Origin of the sequence: Desulfitobacterium metallireducens DSM 15288 (assembly GCF_000231405.2) — a bacterium.
GTDB lineage: Bacteria > Bacillota > Desulfitobacteriia > Desulfitobacteriales > Desulfitobacteriaceae > Desulfitobacterium_A > Desulfitobacterium_A metallireducens.
Genome location: NZ_CP007032.1, coordinates 2171229 through 2189188 on the forward strand (window position 1 = coordinate 2171229; position 17960 = coordinate 2189188).

The 17960-nt window shown below is 44.8% G+C and carries 7 protein-coding genes, 31 tRNA genes and 3 rRNA genes; 2 read left to right on the plus strand and 39 right to left on the minus strand.

Annotated elements, in window-relative coordinates; genetic code table 11:
• Positions 1–139: 139 nt before the first annotated feature.
• On the plus strand, positions 140–535 hold the full coding sequence (locus tag DESME_RS10500) for a CoA-binding protein (protein ID WP_006719173.1): 396 nt from the start codon (positions 140–142) through the stop codon (positions 533–535).
• 92 nt (positions 536–627) lie between these two features.
• Here DESME_RS10500 and DESME_RS10505 read toward each other — a convergent pair.
• The 31 genes from DESME_RS10505 to DESME_RS10655 form a co-directional block, all read right to left on the minus strand.
• A tRNA-Gly gene (locus DESME_RS10505) sits at positions 628–701 on the minus strand.
• Positions 702–743: 42 nt separating this feature from the next.
• Positions 744–817: transfer RNA gene (locus tag DESME_RS10510), tRNA-Gly, on the minus strand.
• A gap of 8 nt (positions 818–825) precedes the next feature.
• Positions 826–902 (minus strand) — tRNA-Ile (locus DESME_RS10515).
• Position 903: 1 nt separating this feature from the next.
• Positions 904–978 (minus strand) — tRNA-Asn (locus DESME_RS10520).
• Positions 979–997: 19 nt separating this feature from the next.
• Positions 998–1088: transfer RNA gene (locus DESME_RS10525), tRNA-Ser, on the minus strand.
• Positions 1089–1103: 15 nt separating this feature from the next.
• A tRNA-Leu gene (locus DESME_RS10530) sits at positions 1104–1188 on the minus strand.
• Positions 1189–1192: 4 nt separating this feature from the next.
• Positions 1193–1268: transfer RNA gene (locus DESME_RS10535), tRNA-Thr, on the minus strand.
• 34 nt (positions 1269–1302) lie between these two features.
• Positions 1303–1379: transfer RNA gene (locus DESME_RS10540), tRNA-Arg, on the minus strand.
• A 9-nt stretch (positions 1380–1388) separates the two neighbouring features.
• Positions 1389–1463, minus strand: a tRNA-Gly gene (locus DESME_RS10545).
• A gap of 8 nt (positions 1464–1471) precedes the next feature.
• Positions 1472–1547: transfer RNA gene (locus DESME_RS10550), tRNA-Lys, on the minus strand.
• Between the two features lie 6 nt (positions 1548–1553).
• A tRNA-Gln gene (locus tag DESME_RS10555) sits at positions 1554–1628 on the minus strand.
• Between the two features lie 46 nt (positions 1629–1674).
• Positions 1675–1749: transfer RNA gene (locus tag DESME_RS10560), tRNA-Met, on the minus strand.
• Positions 1750–1757: 8 nt separating this feature from the next.
• Positions 1758–1841: transfer RNA gene (locus DESME_RS10565), tRNA-Tyr, on the minus strand.
• Positions 1842–1864: 23 nt separating this feature from the next.
• Positions 1865–1941, minus strand: a tRNA-Asp gene (locus DESME_RS10570).
• 8 nt (positions 1942–1949) lie between these two features.
• Positions 1950–2025: transfer RNA gene (locus tag DESME_RS10575), tRNA-Val, on the minus strand.
• Positions 2026–2031: 6 nt separating this feature from the next.
• A tRNA-Glu gene (locus DESME_RS10580) sits at positions 2032–2107 on the minus strand.
• A gap of 393 nt (positions 2108–2500) precedes the next feature.
• Positions 2501–2574, minus strand: a tRNA-Gly gene (locus DESME_RS10585).
• 8 nt (positions 2575–2582) lie between these two features.
• Positions 2583–2659 (minus strand) — tRNA-Ile (locus DESME_RS10590).
• A 1-nt stretch (position 2660) separates the two neighbouring features.
• A tRNA-Asn gene (locus DESME_RS10595) sits at positions 2661–2735 on the minus strand.
• A gap of 19 nt (positions 2736–2754) precedes the next feature.
• Positions 2755–2845 (minus strand) — tRNA-Ser (locus DESME_RS10600).
• 15 nt (positions 2846–2860) lie between these two features.
• Positions 2861–2945: transfer RNA gene (locus DESME_RS10605), tRNA-Leu, on the minus strand.
• 4 nt (positions 2946–2949) lie between these two features.
• Positions 2950–3025 (minus strand) — tRNA-Thr (locus DESME_RS10610).
• A gap of 35 nt (positions 3026–3060) precedes the next feature.
• A tRNA-Arg gene (locus DESME_RS10615) sits at positions 3061–3137 on the minus strand.
• 8 nt (positions 3138–3145) lie between these two features.
• Positions 3146–3220, minus strand: a tRNA-Gly gene (locus tag DESME_RS10620).
• 8 nt (positions 3221–3228) lie between these two features.
• A tRNA-Lys gene (locus tag DESME_RS10625) sits at positions 3229–3304 on the minus strand.
• A gap of 6 nt (positions 3305–3310) precedes the next feature.
• Positions 3311–3385 (minus strand) — tRNA-Gln (locus DESME_RS10630).
• Between the two features lie 46 nt (positions 3386–3431).
• Positions 3432–3506 (minus strand) — tRNA-Met (locus tag DESME_RS10635).
• Between the two features lie 8 nt (positions 3507–3514).
• Positions 3515–3598 (minus strand) — tRNA-Tyr (locus tag DESME_RS10640).
• Between the two features lie 23 nt (positions 3599–3621).
• Positions 3622–3698 (minus strand) — tRNA-Asp (locus DESME_RS10645).
• A gap of 8 nt (positions 3699–3706) precedes the next feature.
• Positions 3707–3782: transfer RNA gene (locus DESME_RS10650), tRNA-Val, on the minus strand.
• A 6-nt stretch (positions 3783–3788) separates the two neighbouring features.
• Positions 3789–3864: transfer RNA gene (locus tag DESME_RS10655), tRNA-Glu, on the minus strand.
• Between the two features lie 726 nt (positions 3865–4590).
• Between DESME_RS10655 and DESME_RS10660 the strand changes: the two genes are divergently transcribed.
• Positions 4591–5223, plus strand: coding sequence for a YczE/YyaS/YitT family protein (locus DESME_RS10660; RefSeq protein WP_006718858.1), 633 nt, complete (start codon positions 4591–4593; stop codon positions 5221–5223).
• Positions 5224–6054: 831 nt separating this feature from the next.
• On the opposite strand, the gene rrf is transcribed toward DESME_RS10660, so the two are convergent.
• The 8 genes from rrf to DESME_RS10700 form a co-directional block, all read right to left on the minus strand.
• A 5S ribosomal RNA gene (rrf, locus tag DESME_RS10665) occupies positions 6055–6171 on the minus strand.
• A gap of 137 nt (positions 6172–6308) precedes the next feature.
• Positions 6309–9223 (minus strand): 23S ribosomal RNA (locus DESME_RS10670).
• A gap of 353 nt (positions 9224–9576) precedes the next feature.
• A 16S ribosomal RNA gene (locus DESME_RS10675) occupies positions 9577–11142 on the minus strand.
• Together the 16S, 23S and 5S rRNA genes form the textbook arrangement of a ribosomal RNA operon.
• Before the next feature lie 371 nt (positions 11143–11513).
• A complete protein-coding gene (locus DESME_RS10680) occupies positions 11514–13178 on the minus strand; it encodes a ribonuclease J (RefSeq protein WP_006718860.1) in 1665 nt (554 codons plus the stop codon).
• A 307-nt stretch (positions 13179–13485) separates the two neighbouring features.
• Positions 13486–14538 carry a cytochrome c3 family protein gene (locus DESME_RS10685; RefSeq protein ID WP_006718862.1) on the minus strand — a complete coding sequence of 351 codons (1053 nt, stop codon included), beginning with the start codon at positions 14536–14538 and terminating at the stop codon, positions 13486–13488.
• 236 nt (positions 14539–14774) lie between these two features.
• Entirely contained in the window at positions 14775–15653 is an 879-nt protein-coding gene (gene dapA, locus DESME_RS10690) for a 4-hydroxy-tetrahydrodipicolinate synthase (protein ID WP_006718864.1), read from the minus strand.
• A 25-nt stretch (positions 15654–15678) separates the two neighbouring features.
• Positions 15679–16905, minus strand: coding sequence for an aspartate kinase (gene dapG, locus DESME_RS10695; RefSeq protein WP_006718866.1), 1227 nt, complete (start codon positions 16903–16905; stop codon positions 15679–15681).
• Between the two features lie 35 nt (positions 16906–16940).
• Positions 16941–17936 carry an aspartate-semialdehyde dehydrogenase gene (locus DESME_RS10700; protein ID WP_006718868.1) on the minus strand — a complete coding sequence of 332 codons (996 nt, stop codon included), beginning with the start codon at positions 17934–17936 and terminating at the stop codon, positions 16941–16943.
• Positions 17937–17960: the final 24 nt, after the last annotated feature.

A 17960-nucleotide genomic window follows, 5' to 3' on the forward strand; every position in this document is an offset into this window, starting at 1 on the left:
ATCTATAGGAAATTTTGTCGAATATTGTTTTTTATATAGTCATGCACGAAATCGCACTTCTCCATTTGCTAAGTTCCCTGAACTCAGGTAAAATATGCCTTAGATAAAGAAGTCATTTCACATTATAGGAGGGGTTTAAATGCAAGGAGATATGAAAGAATTTCTTCAACAAGAAAATTGGGCAGTCATCGGAGTATCTGATAATCCAGAAAAATATGGAACCAAAGTTTATCTTCAGCTCAAAAAAGCTGGATATAAGGTTTACGCGGTCAACCCAAAATTAGATCAAATTGATGGGGATACCTGTTATCCTAATCTTAGCTCACTTCCACTTGTCCCAGATGCTGTCAGTGTTGTTGTACCCCCCAAGGCAACAGAACAAATTATTAATGAATGTGCAAAGCTAGGAATTCGAAGAATTTGGATGCAACCCGGTAGTGAAAGCGACACTGCCATAAAAGATGGCGACGATCAAGGCTTAGAGTTAGTTTATAGCCAATGCGTACTCATTCAAACACGAGACAAAGTTAAATAACTATCCAAATATAACGCTATTAGATACTTTGTTTTATAAATAATATACACAGAGAAACCGCACTGAAGTTCAGTGCGGTTATTTTTTATATTTGGAGCGGGTGATGAGAATCGAACTCACATAACTAGCTTGGAAGGCTAGCGCTCTACCACTGAGCTACACCCGCAATTTAAACCGCACTGAAAATCAGCGCGGTGCTTTTTATGTATGGAGCGGGTGATGAGAATCGAACTCACATAACTAGCTTGGAAGGCTAGCGCTCTACCACTGAGCTACACCCGCAAGGTGTATGGTAGCAGGGGAGGGATTTGAACCCTCGGATGAGCGGGTATGAACCACTTGCCTTAGACCACTTGGCTACCCTGCCATGGCTCCCCGAGTAGGACTCGAACCTACAACCTACCGGTTAACAGCCGGTTGCTCCACCATTGAGCTATCGAGGAATATATCAATGTATTTGACTGGCGGAGAAGGAGGGATTCGAACCCTCGCAGCAGTTACCCACTCTAACGGTTTAGCAAACCGTCCTCTTCAACCTCTTGAGTACTTCTCCGCAATATTATTTTTTTGGTGCGGAAGACGGGACTTGAACCCGTACGGTGTTAACCACACGCCCCTCAAACGTGCGCGTCTGCCAATTCCGCCACTCCCGCACTATGGAGCCATTGACCGGGATTGAACCGGTGACCTTATCCTTACCAAGGATACGCTCTACCAACTGAGCTACAACGGCAACTTAACTTTTTAAGGATCAACAAAGTTTTAAATGGTGCGCTCGGAGGGATTCGAACCCCCGGCCTTCTGATTCGTAGTCAGACGCTCTATCCAGCTGAGCCACGAGCGCATTATTTTTTGGAGCGGGTGACGAGATTCGGACTCGCGACTTTCACCTTGGCAAGGTGACACTCTACCACTGAGTTACACCCGCAATAGAATTGGTGAGCCATCCGCGACTCGAACGCGGGACACCCTGATTAAAAGTCAGGTGCTCTACCGACTGAGCTAATGGCTCATAAAATGGCTGGGGTGGCAGGATTCGAACCTACGAATGCCAGAGTCAAAGTCTGGTGCCTTACCGCTTGGCGACACCCCATCATCATATTTATATCAGTCTTCCTTTTCTGATGACTTGATACCTTTGGTTGCGGGAGCCGGATTTGAACCGACGACCTTCGGGTTATGAGCCCGACGAGCTACCGCTGCTCCATCCCGCGATGTTTAGTGGTGGGCAGGGATGGATTCGAACCATCGTACCTTACGGAACAGATTTACAGTCTGCCGCCTTTAACCGCTCGGCCACCTACCCACGTTTTTCATATGAAATTAAAATGGCGACCCCGATCGGATTTGAACCGACGATCTCCTGCGTGACAGGCAGGCATGTTAAACCACTACACCACGGGGCCAGTGTATTTGGTGGGCGATGACGGGATCGAACCGCCGACATCCTGCTTGTAAGGCAGGCGCTCTCCCAGCTGAGCTAATCGCCCGGAATTTGGTGACCCGTACGGGATTCGAACCCGTGTAGCCGCCGTGAAAGGGCGGTGTCTTAAGCCGCTTGACCAACGGGCCATTTTCGCGAGAACATTTGTTAGTATATCTGAATTCGACTTAGATGTCAACACATTTCGTATTTTTATGTCATTTTTTACGCTCTATTTCAGCATCTATTTTCTCTAGTGGAGATTCACACATCTCTATATTCTCACCTATTCAGAGATTATTATTTCAGACGCTCTGAAGTGCCGTTATTCCCTGCTAACGATATTTCGAAATGAGTATAATACTCTCAAACTATTTAGTCCATCGAAGAAAATCATATAATCTGCTCGAGTAACAAAAATCTTTTTGATCTGTTCTGTCTTAATCTATCCTCAAATGGATTGCTAGTAATATAACAAGCATATCCAATGAAATTCTATAAAACAAAACCGCACTGAAAATCAGCGCGGTGCTTTTTATGTATGGAGCGGGTGATGAGAATCGAACTCACATAACTAGCTTGGAAGGCTAGCGCTCTACCACTGAGCTACACCCGCAAGGTGTATGGTAGCAGGGGAGGGATTTGAACCCTCGGATGAGCGGGTATGAACCACTTGCCTTAGACCACTTGGCTACCCTGCCATGGCTCCCCGAGTAGGACTCGAACCTACAACCTACCGGTTAACAGCCGGTTGCTCCACCATTGAGCTATCGAGGAATATATCAATGTATTTGACTGGCGGAGAAGGAGGGATTCGAACCCTCGCAGCAGTTACCCACTCTAACGGTTTAGCAAACCGTCCTCTTCAACCTCTTGAGTACTTCTCCGCAATATTATTTTTTTGGTGCGGAAGACGGGACTTGAACCCGTACGGTGTTAACCACACGCCCCTCAAACGTGCGCGTCTGCCAATTCCGCCACTCCCGCACTATGGAGCCATTGACCGGGATTGAACCGGTGACCTTATCCTTACCAAGGATACGCTCTACCAACTGAGCTACAACGGCAACTTAACTTTTTTAAGGATCAACAAAGTTTTAAATGGTGCGCTCGGAGGGATTCGAACCCCCGGCCTTCTGATTCGTAGTCAGACGCTCTATCCAGCTGAGCCACGAGCGCATATTTTTTGGAGCGGGTGACGAGATTCGGACTCGCGACTTTCACCTTGGCAAGGTGACACTCTACCACTGAGTTACACCCGCAATAGAATTGGTGAGCCATCCGCGACTCGAACGCGGGACACCCTGATTAAAAGTCAGGTGCTCTACCGACTGAGCTAATGGCTCATAAAATGGCTGGGGTGGCAGGATTCGAACCTACGAATGCCAGAGTCAAAGTCTGGTGCCTTACCGCTTGGCGACACCCCATCATCATATTTATATCAGTCTTCCTTTTCTGATGACTTGATACCTTTGGTTGCGGGAGCCGGATTTGAACCGACGACCTTCGGGTTATGAGCCCGACGAGCTACCGCTGCTCCATCCCGCGATGTTTAGTGGTGGGCAGGGATGGATTCGAACCATCGTACCTTACGGAACAGATTTACAGTCTGCCGCCTTTAACCGCTCGGCCACCTACCCACGTTTTTCATATGAAATTAAAATGGCGACCCCGATCGGATTTGAACCGACGATCTCCTGCGTGACAGGCAGGCATGTTAAACCACTACACCACGGGGCCAGTGTATTTGGTGGGCGATGACGGGATCGAACCGCCGACATCCTGCTTGTAAGGCAGGCGCTCTCCCAGCTGAGCTAATCGCCCGGAATTTGGTGACCCGTACGGGATTCGAACCCGTGTAGCCGCCGTGAAAGGGCGGTGTCTTAAGCCGCTTGACCAACGGGCCGTTAGCGCAATAACTATATTACATGGACAAGCCTGAGTTGTCAAATACTTTTTTAGAATGCAAGAAAGTTTTTTAGAGAGTAAATTAAATAGGCTGCGTAATGAAACAAATTTCTACTCTTCTTGAACTATTCCACTCTATAAAGAATTTACTTCGCGATCAAAACACAAGAGATATAGCTACGCTGCAACAAGATAGCCAGTTCTCTTTCTTTAGTGCGTCTGAATCATATTTTCTTTAACTAATAACGTATTTGCTGTTTGTGTTACTGCAAGAGCAGTAATAACTGCTACAGGGAAAATAGGAACAATTTAGACCTTCTGAGGCGCCTCAGACGATTGACCCTGAGTCTCTTCTCTTATGAATTATTTGAGCCTCGTTTCGGTAAGCACGGGTATAAAATTTGTTCATCTTTAATATCCACAATTCCACCTTCCTCTATTTAGTGAGTTAGTATAAATTTTCTTACTTTATGTCTCTAAATATGAAAAGCTCGCAATTCTCCAATATAGCCTATTGTAAAATAGTATATCTGTTTGCATATATAGCCTGGAAGTATTTTTAACGTTGATAGTTTGGTTTATTGCTAATTACTTACGAACTAGAATTTATATGGGTACAAATACTTAAAGTTACTAGCATAATTTCATTATATTTTATGCTATAATAACAATCGGTTTATAGTTCTATATACAGAGTTGTCCTATTTTAACGGCGAGGTGTAACGTGAAGACGTTTCTAGTTAAGTATTTATATTTTTTTAGCGGAATATTTATAACATGTATAGGTAACTATTTTCTAATCAATGCTCAAAATCTTGGGGTCAGCCCTTGGGATGTTTTTCATCTTGGTATTTCCAAATACTTTCCGTACCTAGGGTTGGGTACAATTGGAATTATAGTTGGACTGTTAATTCTGATCCCGACTTCTTTTATGGGGATAAAACCGCGAATCGGGACCTTTCTTAATATCTATATCTTCGGACTTATGTTAGACGAACTAATGTCGAGTCATCTCTTAGAAATACCAACAAGCTACATCTTAAGTCTTGTATATTTGATAATCGGAATTTTAACTACAGGAATCGGAACAGCAGTTTATTTACATACCGATGCTGGAGCTGGTCCAAGAGATGCTTTGATGTTAGGTCTTAATCAAAAAACTCATTTAAGTATTGCACAGGTACGCTCAGGAATTGAGATTATGGTAGTCATCTTAGGCTATATCTTAGGTGGTCCTATAGGAGTTGGCACTCTTATCTTTTCGTTAACCATTGGAATCTCAGTGCAATGGGGTATGAAATGGGTGAATCAGCTCAAATTTATCATTTCTAACCGACCCGTAGAAGTATCTAAGTAATAATGACCCCATTATCGTTCAGTCCTCGAAATTAAGATCAAATTTACTTTCTCTATCCTCATTACTGGAATGTCAAGGAATATGATTTTACTTAAAAAATTTAATTCCTGTCAAGTATAAGTCATTCGATTTTGAACGATAAATTCATAAGTCGCAGCGTAAACCTCAGGGCAATATACATAACGAATCACCCAAATCTTTTCTTATAAAATAAAGGCTATATTTATTATTTGTAGCTATAAGGCAACTATAACTATATTAATATGGTGCTGACTAGTAAAAATATACTATGACTTTTACTGATCAGCCCTATACAATTAGTCAAACTTCCGTGATCGAGTTTCGAAAAAGAAAGATAGTATCTCTTGTTCGTGCAAAAACACATAAATCATAATGGAATACTATCGCCAGTGAGCTGTACGGGTCAAATCGCCCCTAAAGAATCATGCTATAAAAAGCGGAGAAACCACGTCATTCAACGTAGTCTCTCCGCTTTTGCATACCTGGCGCCGACCTACTTTCCCAGGTAGGTCGCGCCTCTTAGAATCCTTCTAGGGCCATGGCGCTGACCGCGAAAACCATTCACTGGATGGTTTTCGCGGTCCAAGTATCATCAGCCCTGGATGGTAACTCGAACTTCCGTGTTCGAGTTACGAAAATGATATGTACTCGATCGTTTTCGACCAAGCTGTACAGCACATAGAATTACTGATCGGCTCAGGCGTACAGGTGGGACTAACCCAAGAAAATCATTCATGCTTGTACACGGGGTACGTTTTTACGCAGTAAAAAGCAAAGAGACCATCTTACGACAGTCTCTTCACTTTGCTTACCTGGCGACGACCTACTTTCCCAGGACCCTGCGGTCCAAGTATCATCGGCCCTGGAGGTCTTAACTTCCGTGTTCGAGATGGGAACGGGTGGAACCCCTCCGGCATAATCACCAGATCGTTTGAAGTTTTCAGGGCTCTTTTCAGAGCTTTCTGTTCCTTCAAAACTACACAGATCTTTTCGTTTTCTTCAAGTCATCAGTTTCTCTTCACTCCAGTTTGAGCCCAAGTGAAGTTTACCTTTAGTGTCGTCATTAGGTCAAGCCCTCGACCGATTAGTACCCGTCAGCTCCACACGTCACCGCGCTTCCACATTGGGCCTATCTACCTGATCATCTTTCAGGGGTCTTACCAGCTTGTGCTGTGGGAAATCTCATCTTGAGGTCGGTTTCGCGCTTAGATGCTTTCAGCGCTTATCCGATCCGGATATAGCTACCCAGCTATGCCTCTGGCGAGACAACTGGTACACCAGTGATCCGTCCAACCCGGTCCTCTCGTACTAGGGTCAGCTCCCCTCAAATTTCCTGCGCCTGCGACGGATAGGGACCGAACTGTCTCACGACGTTCTGAACCCAGCTCACGTACCGCTTTAATGGGCGAACAGCCCAACCCTTGGGACCTACTACAGCCCCAGGATGCGATGAGCCGACATCGAGGTGCCAAACCTCCCCGTCGATATGGACTCTTGGGGGAGATAAGCCTGTTATCCCCAGGGTAGCTTTTATCCGTTGAGCGATGGCCCTTCCACTCGGTACCACCGGATCACTAAGCCCGACTTTCGTCCCTGCTCGACTTGTTGGTCTCGCAGTCAAGCTCCCTTTTGCCTTTACACTCTTCGCGCGATTTCCATCCGCGCTGAGGGAACCTTTGGGCGCCTCCGTTACTCTTTAGGAGGCGACCGCCCCAGTCAAACTGCCCACCTGACACGGTCCTCAACCCCGATTCAGGGGTCTAAGTTAGAATTTCAGTACAAAAAGAGTGGTATCCCACCGGCGACTCCACCAAGGCTGGCGCCCTAGCTTCTTAGTCTCCCACCTATCCTGTACATTTTATACCAAAATCCAATGTCAAGCTACAGTAAAGCTCCATGGGGTCTTTCTGTCCTGTCGCAGGTAACCCGCATCTTCACGGGTATTACAATTTCGCCGAGTCCCTCGTTGAGACAGTGTCCAGATCGTTACGCCTTTCGTGCGGGTCAGAACTTACCTGACAAGGAATTTCGCTACCTTAGGACCGTTATAGTTACGGCCGCCGTTTACTGGGGCTTCAATTCAAAGCTTCGCCTTGCGGCTAACCTCTCCTCTTAACCTTCCAGCACCGGGCAGGCGTCAGCTCCTATACTTCTCTTTTCAGATTGGCAGGAACCTGTGTTTTTGTTAAACAGTCGCCTGGACCATTTCTCTGCGGCTCTTCTTGCGAAGAGCGCCCCTTCTCCCGAAGTTACGGGGCTATTTTGCCGAGTTCCTTAACGAGGGTTTTCTCGCGCGCCTTAGGATTCTCTCCTTATCTACCTGTGTCGGTTTGCGGTACGGGCTCTCTCTCACTCACTAGAGGCTTTTCTTGACAGCTTGGAGTCGGTTACTTCGCTACTTATTTTCGCTCCCCATTACCTTTCAGGCAACGCGTAAGACGGATTTACCTGCCTCACACCCTACGGGCTTGGGCGTGCTCAACCAACGGCACGCTTAACCTATCCTTCTGTGTCACCCCATCGCTAATAACGTTTAAGAGAGGTACTGGAATATCCACCAGTTGTCCATCACCTACGCCTTTCGGCCTCGGCTTAGGTCCCGACTGACCCTGGGCGGACGAGCCTTCCCCAGGAAACCTTAGATTTTCGGCGGGTGAGATTCTCACTCACCTTTTCGCATACTCATACCGGCATTCTCACTTCCAAGCTCTCCACCCAACCTTCCAGTTGAACTTCGCTGACCTTGGAACGCTCCCCTACCCCTTACAGTAAACTGTAAAGCCATAGCTTCGGTGATACGCTTGAGCCCCGTTACATTTTCGGCGCAGAACCACTCGACCAGTGAGCTATTACGCACTCTTTAAATGGTGGCTGCTTCTGAGCCAACATCCTGGTTGTCTGTGCAATTCCACATCCTTTTCCACTTAGCGTATACTTTGGGACCTTAGCTGATGGTCTGGGCTGTTTCCCTTTTGACTATGAAGCTTATCCCCCACAGTCTGACTCCCAATCTAAATTCTTGGCATTCAGAGTTTGATAAGGTTCGGTAACCCGGTAAGGCCCCTAGCCTATTCAGTGCTTTACCGCCAAGAATCATCAATTGAGGCTAGCCCTAAAGCTATTTCGGGGAGAACCAGCTATCTCCGTGTTCGATTGGCATTTCACCCCTACCCACAGTTCATCCCTTGCCTTTTCAACGACAGTGAGTTCGGGCCTCCAGTAGGTTTTACCCCACCTTCACCCTGACCATGGGTAGATCACACGGTTTCGGGTCTACAGCATGTAACTTGTCGCCCTTTTCAGACTCGCTTTCGCTTCGGCTCCAGCTTCTCGCTTTAACCTCGCTACATACCGTAACTCGCCGGTTCATTCTACAAAAGGCACGCCATCACACCTCAAGGGTGCTTTGACTGCTTGTAAGCGTACGGTTTCAGGTTCTTTTTCACTCCCCTCCCGGGGTGCTTTTCACCTTTCCCTCACGGTACTGGTTCACTATCGGTCGCTAAGGAGTATTTAGCCTTGGGAGGTGGTCCTCCCGGTTTCCCACGGGGTTTCTCGTGTCCCGCGGTACTCAGGATACCCTCACAGCATTTCTTCTTTTCGCTTACAGGAGTGTTACCTTCTTTGCTGAATCTTTCCAGATTTCTTCAGCTAAGAATTAATGCTTAATAGAGGGTCCTACAACCCCAAGCTCCGAAGAGCTTGGTTTGGGCTCTTCCCGTTTCGCTCGCCGCTACTCAGGGAATCGATTATTCTTTCTCTTCCTCCGGGTACTTAGATGTTTCAGTTCCCCGGGTTGTCCTCTTTAACCTATCTATTCAGTTAAAGATCATTGGATATAACTCCAATGGGGTTGCCCCATTCGGGTATCCACGGATCAATGCATGCTTACTGCTCCCCGTGGCATTTCGCTGTTAACCGCGCCCTTCTTCGACTCTTAGCGCCTAGGCATCCACCGTACGCCCTTAGTAGCTTGACCTAAATCTTTTCGCCACTTCAGGTTTTTATATGAATCCTTTGACTTTTGAAAAACTATTTTCTCTGTGCAGTTTTCAAAGAACACCATTTTTTGGGCCAATTCTGAGGGTTTATTCTCTGGATTGGACAAAAAATTTAGAGAAGCCATTTCTGGTCTCTCAAAACTAAACAACAAAGGAAAGCTTACGCTTCTTTACAGCCTCGCAGATTGCTCTGCGCTTTTGCCTTTTCGGCTTTTGAGTCTTTCGACTCTACCCTTCAATCGATTCCGTTTCTCCAAAGAGATTCTTCCTCGATTGAGGATCGACCATAGGATTAGTTAACTTAAAATCTTAAGCTAACATGTCTCCTTAGAAAGGAGGTGATCCAGCCGCACCTTCCGATACGGCTACCTTGTTACGACTTCACCCCAATCATCGGCCCCACCTTCGACGGCTAGCTCCCTTTCGGGTTACCTCACCGGCTTCGGGTGTTGCAGACTTTCGTGGTGTGACGGGCGGTGTGTACAAGGCCCGGGAACGTATTCACCGCAGTATGCTGACCTGCGATTACTAGCGATTCCAACTTCATGTTCTCGAGTTGCAGAGAACAATCCGAACTGAGACCGGCTTTCTCGGATTTGCTCCACCTCGCGGCTTCGCTTCCGTCTGTACCGGCCATTGTAGCACGTGTGTAGCCCAAGACATAAGGGGCATGATGATTTGACGTCATCCCCACCTTCCTCCGGTTTATCACCGGCAGTCTGTCTAGAGTGCTCGACCTTACTCGTTAGCAACTAAACATAGGGGTTGCGCTCGTTGCGGGACTTAACCCAACATCTCACGACACGAGCTGACGACAACCATGCACCACCTGTCTCTACGTTCCCCGAAGGGCACTCCTTAGTTTCCTAAGAATTCGTAGGATGTCAAGCCTTGGTAAGGTTCTTCGCGTTGCGTCGAATTAAACCACATGCTCCACCGCTTGTGCGGGCCCCCGTCAATTCCTTTGAGTTTCAACCTTGCGGCCGTACTCCCCAGGCGGAGTGCTTATTGTGTTAACTGCGGCACAGAAGGGGTCGATACCCTCTACACCTAGCACTCATCGTTTACGGCGTGGACTACCAGGGTATCTAATCCTGTTTGCTCCCCACGCTTTCGCGCCTCAGCGTCAGTTACAGTCCAGAAAGTCGCCTTCGCCACTGGTGTTCCTCCACATCTCTACGCATTTCACCGCTACACGTGGAATTCCACTTTCCTCTCCTGTCCTCAAGATAACCAGTTTCCGATGCAGGCTTGGGGTTGAGCCCCAAGTTTTCACACCAGACTTAATTATCCGCCTACGCGCCCTTTACGCCCAATGATTCCGGACAACGCTTGCCCCCTACGTATTACCGCGGCTGCTGGCACGTAGTTAGCCGGGGCTTCCTCCTCAGGTACCGTCATGTAAATACACTATTTGCATATCTACCGTTCGTCCCTGAAAACAGTACTTTACAACCCGAAGGCCTTCATCATACACGCGGCGTTGCTCCGTCAGACTTTCGTCCATTGCGGAAGATTCCCCACTGCTGCCTCCCGTAGGAGTCTGGGCCGTGTCTCAGTCCCAGTGTGGCCGTTCACCCTCTCAGGCCGGCTACTGATCGTCGCCTTGGTAGGCCTTTACCCCACCAACTAGCTAATCAGACGCGGGTCCATCCATTATCGATAGCATGTTCAGAGGCCATCTTTCTTTAACCGATGATGCCATCAGTTAAACGTATCCGGTATTAGCCCTCGTTTCCAAGGGTTGTCCCGATTTAATGGGTAGGTTACCCACGCGTTACTCACCCGTCCGCCACTAAAAACTCGCTAAGCAAGCTTATTGAGTTCTCCGTTCGACTTGCATGTGTTAGGCACGCCGCCAGCGTTCGTCCTGAGCCAGGATCAAACTCTCCATAAAATTTATGAAGAAAATTTGATTGCTCAAATTCATCTCAAACTCTTTAACGAGTCACTTGGCTGTTCCTTGTTGTTTAGTTTTCAAAGACCGCATTTTCTCACTACTATGTGGTAAATCTAATTGTATCAGATTGATTCATTTTAGTCAATCCTTTTATCACTCGTTCATTTCTAAACTTCGCGACAACATTTGTTATTCTAACTCATAGATACTCTAAAGTCAACTGTTAATTTTATTCTCCCATATTACACCCTTTGATGACGTTATTAATACTATTATAACATGGGATTCACCGCTAATTATTATCTTAAGTATACCGTTGAAATATACCTGTCCATAAAAATAAGAGGGGCAACCCCCTCTTATTTTATCTATTCCACTTCTTGAATAATAGGTAAAATCATGGGACGACGACGGGTTTTTTCGTAAAAGTGTTTACTCAGCGCATCCCTTACCTGTCCTTTTAATACAGCCCATTCGGTCACGTGATTGTCCTTCAAACGAGCCATCGTCTGACGAACTTTTTCTTTGGCCTCATCAAGCATAGTTTCTGATTCACGAACATAAACGAACCCTCGAGTTACGATATCTGGTCCGGCTACAATGGCTCTCGTAGAACGGCTAATCGTCATGACAACAATAAGAATTCCATCTTGGGAAAGTTGTTTACGATCCCTAAGGACTATATTTCCGACATCTCCGACACCTAAACCATCAATTAGAACTTTCCCTGCCGTAACTTTTCCTGTCATACTTGCGCCATGCCGTGTAAACTCGATAATACTCCCATTCTCGGCTAAAAAGATATTATCTCTTTCCATTCCTAGCTGCTCCGCAAGCTGCATATGCTTAACCAACATCCGGTATTCCCCGTGGACAGGAATGAAATATTGCGGACGAACCATGTTCAACATCAACTTAAGATCTTCTTGACTAGCATGCCCCGACACATGAACTCCATTAATTGAACCATAAATCACATTTGCACCCAGCTTAAATAAACGATCAACAGTTCGAGCTACAGATTTTTCATTTCCAGGAATGGGACTGGCCGAAATAATTACAGTATCTCCGGGTTGAATTGAGACACTACGGTGGTCACTCATGGCCATCCGTGATAAAGCTGCCATTGGTTCTCCCTGACTTCCTGTCGTCAATATACATGCTTGGTTACCCGGCAGATTTACGATCTCATCGACATCTATTAAAGTTCCTTCAGGAATATCAAGGTATCCCAACTCTGAGGCAATTGCTACGACATTAACCATACTCCGTCCAACAACAGCAACTTTGCGATTGGTTTTGTAGGCTGCTGTAATAGCTTGCTGAATCCGATGTACATTTGATGCAAAGCTAGCGATGATAATACGCTCATTAGCATCTTTGAATGCTTCTTCAAAAGTATGTCCAACGTTCCGTTCCGACATCGTAATTCCAGTGCGTTCGACATTAGTACTGTCGGACATTAAGCAGAGTACCCCTTTATCACCCAGCTCAGAAAACTTATGAATATCCAAAATATCACCAGACACTGGAGTATGATCAAGTTTAAAATCTCCGGTATGAACAATTGTACCCAGTGGAGTGTGAATTGCTATCCCCACCGCATCAGGTATGCTGTGGCTCACCCGGATAAATTCTATCCGAAACACTCCTAACTTAATCATATCACGGGGTTGGACTACAGTAGCTTGGACATGATTTAGATTGCTTTCTTTAAGCTTCGACTGAATAAGTCCTAAAGTCAGCCGTGTTGCAAAAATCGGAACATCTAAATCTTTGAGAAGATAGGGTAAAGCTCCGATATGATCTTCATGTCCATGCGTCACTAATATACCCTGGAGCATCTCTTTATGCTCAATCAAGTAAGAATAATCAGGTATGACAACATCAATCCCTAACATTTCTTCATCAGGGAATGCTAGTCCCGCATCAATCAAGACCATTTGATTATCATAGCGAATTACCGTCATATTTTTACCGATCTCACCCAAGCCACCCAAGGGTATAATCTGCACCTTGTGTTCTTTTGGCATCTATTAGCACCTCCGCCATTATTTTCCTTTTAAATTATGATATTGTGCCCGTTCGAGTTGTAACGTTTCAGAAGACGCAATCATAGACAACAACAAAATAACGAAATACTGAAACAAACACAACGCCCCTGGTGTTTGCCAGTATTTCGACGCATCAATTTGAAACTAGCCGCACAATTAATCTAACTGTAATTATAACTCTTTTAAACAAAACTAGCAAGATAACAGAATTCTGTACAGTAATAATAAAAAACAAGCAGATTTAACTGCTTGTTTTTGTTGCTAGCTCATTTTTATTTGATTTTGTTTATTTTTGATTAGGAAAGTTTTGTTTAATGAGGTCAGTAAATTTTTGATTTTTAATTTCAATTGCAGGAGTTGCTGGATCATCCCCTAAATCTTCTAACTTCATTGCTCCAAAACTATGGTCAGCCGTAATGTGTCCATGAGCATCCGTCGGATTCTTCCACATGAGTTGGGCTGGGTCATATTTCTTCCCTGCATGGCAGCTATTACAAATTTCAGCTGGATTATCCTTTTTCAGAAGTTGCCCATTTGTATTGGCATTATGAGTAGTATGGCAAGTAAGACAACCCATATTAGCATCAGCATGAGCACTGGCGAAATAGTCACGAGTACCATAATGATTTTGTGTGGTGTAATTACCTTGAGCATCTTTCGCAGGCTCTAGTTGATGGCAAGCAATACAAGATTTATCAGATACATTCATGGTCCCTTTTTTATCTTCTGCCGAGACATGGATACTTCCCGCACCATGACAGGATTCACAGGATATCCCTGCATCCTCTGGATTGGTTTCAATCCCAGGCGCATGACATGCGCCACAGGTAAAATTCGAAGCTGTCCAATCTTTTTTTCCATCCTTATCCATATCTGTTTCACCGGCAGCAACAACACTATATTTATCCCCATCTTTTTTTAATTTAGCTACACGATATGTTGGATTTTTGAAGCCAGCATCTTTAGGAACATCAGCAACAACGTATTCATTCATCATTACGCCATAGACTTTAGCTTTGGAAAGATCAAGTTTTGTAGAAACTGCTTTTTCTGTATTACTCGAGTCATAGATTGTGATTTCGCCAAGGGGTTGTGAAGTTGGAAAGTCGGAAAGTGGTATAAAAGCATGACCATGACCTGTATTTGCTACTGCCGAAGCTTGTTCCGCATGACAAACTTTACATGTTTCTGTTCCAACATAAGTAGCTTTCTCTACGTTAGCCACCTCTTTAGGTTGCTCCGTAGTCACTGTGGATTGTTGAGCTCCACAACCTGCTAGAACTACACCTGCTAATGCTGTGAAAGCGAAAGCAAGGACAAGCTGTTTTACTTTTTTCACATCTTTTTCCTCCCTAACTGCTTTTGACCACCCGATTAAAAACTTTTATACCCTTTTTGCTCCCTCCCCTGCTCTGATCTTTACGGCTATAAATTAACCTTCAGCCTATACAACCTTTAATTAAATTACTTGTTCTTATTTTAGCAAATAAATATATAATTTTCCATATAATGTTCACATAAATTTCATAAAAAAAGTCGTTGCCAATGACTAGCAACGACTTTTTTTATGAAAATCTACTTGTCTTTGACATTTTGAAGGAGTTCTGTCAAAAATTTTTCTTCTTCAGGTGTCGCATCCACTAAGGGTAAGCGTACCTTTCCTGCTTTTAGTCCGAGTGTATTCACTAAGTATTTAACGGGAACCGGATTTGCTGTGATGAAAATTCCCTTAAAGACTGGCATAAGTTTAAGATGCCATTGTAACGCATTATTAGTATCTCCTTCAAACCAGGCATCGACCATTTTCTTCATCTCATCACCAATAACATGCGAGGCAACACTAATAATTCCACTACATCCAAGAGCCAGCATGGGCAAAGTAAGCGAATCATCCCCACTATAGACCATGAAATCTTCGGGGAGTATTCGTTTAAGTTCACTTACTTGATCCATCAAGCCAACTGCTTCCTTTAGAGCCACGATATTCGGAATCTTGCTCAAACGGAGAACTGTTTCTGGAAGTAAATTTATAGATGTTCTTCCTGGAATATTATAGAGCATGAGTGGAAGTTCAGTTGCTTCGGCGATTGTCTTGAAATGTTGATACAATCCCTCTTGGGAAGGTTTGTTGTAATAAGGAACGACTGCCATTAAACCGTCAACACCTGTTGCGACGGCTTTACGAGCTAGATCAACACTACTTGCAGTTGAGTTTGATCCGATACCTGCATAAACGATAACCTCTCGACCCACAGCCTCCTTTACCACTCGGAACAATCCCAATTTTTCTTCAACGCTTAAGGTTGGAGATTCTCCAGTTGTACCGGCAACAACGATGCCATCTGTACCATGTTCGGCCAAATATTTAGCTAAGCGCCCTGCTTCTTGATAATCCACTTCCAAGTTATCATTCATGGGGGTAACCATTGCTGTCAAAATTCTACCTAAACTCATTTTTTCTCAACTCCCTATCTTAATTTTAAGCCCCTAGTTGGTATTTCTTATGCAAGGCTTGGACAGCTTTAACCATATTTTCCTGATCGACCAGAACCCATATTGTAGTATGAGAATCTGCTGACTGTAGAATTCGAACACCTGCATCTGATAAAGCTTCAACCATATCGGCCATTACACCTGGGACTCCATGGATCCCTGCACCGACTATAGATACTTTCGCACAGCTCGGAACAGTTGAAGGACTAAAGCCCATATTTTCAAGAATTTTAACCGCTTTATTCGCCTCATCATCCCGTACTGTGTAGAGGACCGCATCTGGCTGAACACTAATGAAGTCCACACTAATACCCGCTAAAGCCATTCCCCTAAAAATTTGTTTATTTGCTTGTAAGGTATCCGTTAAGGCCAGGGTTGGTACACAAATTTGAGTGACGCTTGGCGTGTGAGCTATTCCAGTAATCGTTCGATCTCCTGTGATGTCTGTACCTGCACTCATATCGGCTTGAATGCTTGTCACAAGAGTCCCCGGAGCATCAGAGAACGTACATTTGATCCTTAAAGGTATGTTTCGTTGCATAGCTATTTCGACTGCTCGGGGATGAATTACCTTCGCTCCCTGGTGCGCTAACTGGCATATTTCATTATAAGTAATGATATCAAGAATCCTTGCATCTTCTACAATGCGTGGATCAGCCGTCATAATTCCCTCAACATCAGTATAGATGTCGATAGCCTCGGCATTTAAAGCGACCCCTAAAGCCGCAGCTGTAGTATCACTTCCACCACGCCCCAGAGTCGTGACTTGCCCATCTTCAGTGATTCCTTGAAAACCTGTGACAACGACAACTTTACCCTCTTTTAAATACTCAACGATCTTTCGGGGTTCAACTCGAATAATTCGAGCATCTCCATAGCTGTCATTTGTAATAATTCCTGCCTGCCCACCCGTCAAAAGTACAGCATCAAATCCTAAACTTTTAAGGGTACTCACCATGACCGCTCCAGATATAACTTCTCCGCAACTCACTAAAAGATCTAGTTCACGCTGTGGTAAATCAGAAGAAATGCCTTTGACCATATTGATAAAGGTATCAGTAGCATAAGGATCTCCTGTTCTCCCAATTGCGGATACAACCACAACAGGAGAAAATCCTTCTCTTACCGCTTCTGAAACCTTTGATGAAACTTGAGAGCGCCGTTCGGCTGTTGCTAAAGAAGTCCCACCAAATTTCTGAACTAAGACTCGCATGCCCGAACTCCCCCTATTAATTCTTGTTTAGTGATCTATTTCTTGAGTAGTAACTCCGCTATTTGTACGGCATTCGTGGCTGCCCCTTTACGAATCTGATCACCTACAACCCAAATGTTGAGTCCATTTGCAATTGAAAAGTCTTCTCGAATTCTACCGATATAGACTTCATCCGTATCTGAGGTATATAAAGGCATAGGATACTTATCCTGAGTTGGATCATCAATCACTTTTACTCCAGCAGCTTTACTCAAAACGGCTTTAACTTCTGCTACGCTTACCTTGCGTTCAGTTTCAATATTAATGGACTCAGAATGACTCCGGAACACAGGTACACGTACTGTTGTAGCAGTAATCGCCATATCCGGCACATGAAAAATCTTACGGGTTTCTTTAACCATTTTCCATTCTTCTTTGGTGTAATCCCCTTCCCCAAAAACATCAATCCTAGGTATCAAGTTAGAGGCAATTTGGTAAGGAAAAGCTTGGCTTACAATCTCTCCTCCATTAGCTATAGCATGAATTTGGGCTTCGAGTTCTTCGATTCCTTCACGTCCAGCTCCTGAAACGGCTTGATAAGTAGAAACAACGATCCGTTTAATGCCTGCCAGATCGTAAATGGGTTTCAAGGCCACATTGGCAATAATGGTTGAACAATTCGGATTGGCGATAATTCCCTTATGCCACTTTACATCTTCTGGATTCACTTCAGGTACAACAAGAGGAACCTCAGGATTAAGGCGAAATGCGCTACTGTTATCAATTACGACAGCACCACTATTTACAGCCGCTTCAGCAAACTCCGTACTTGACGATCCACCCGCGAATAAAGCGATATCGATATTTTTAAAGCTCTGATGAGTGGTCTCTTCCACCTCAATTTCTCGACCTTGCCAATTGATTTTTTTCCCGGCTGAACGTTTTGTTGCCAGAAGACGTAATTCATCAACTGGAAAATTTCTTTCTGCAAGGATTTTTAAGAATTCTTGTCCAACAGCTCCTGTGGCTCCGACAATAGCAACATTTGGCATGTAAGCCCCTCCTTAAGTATTATG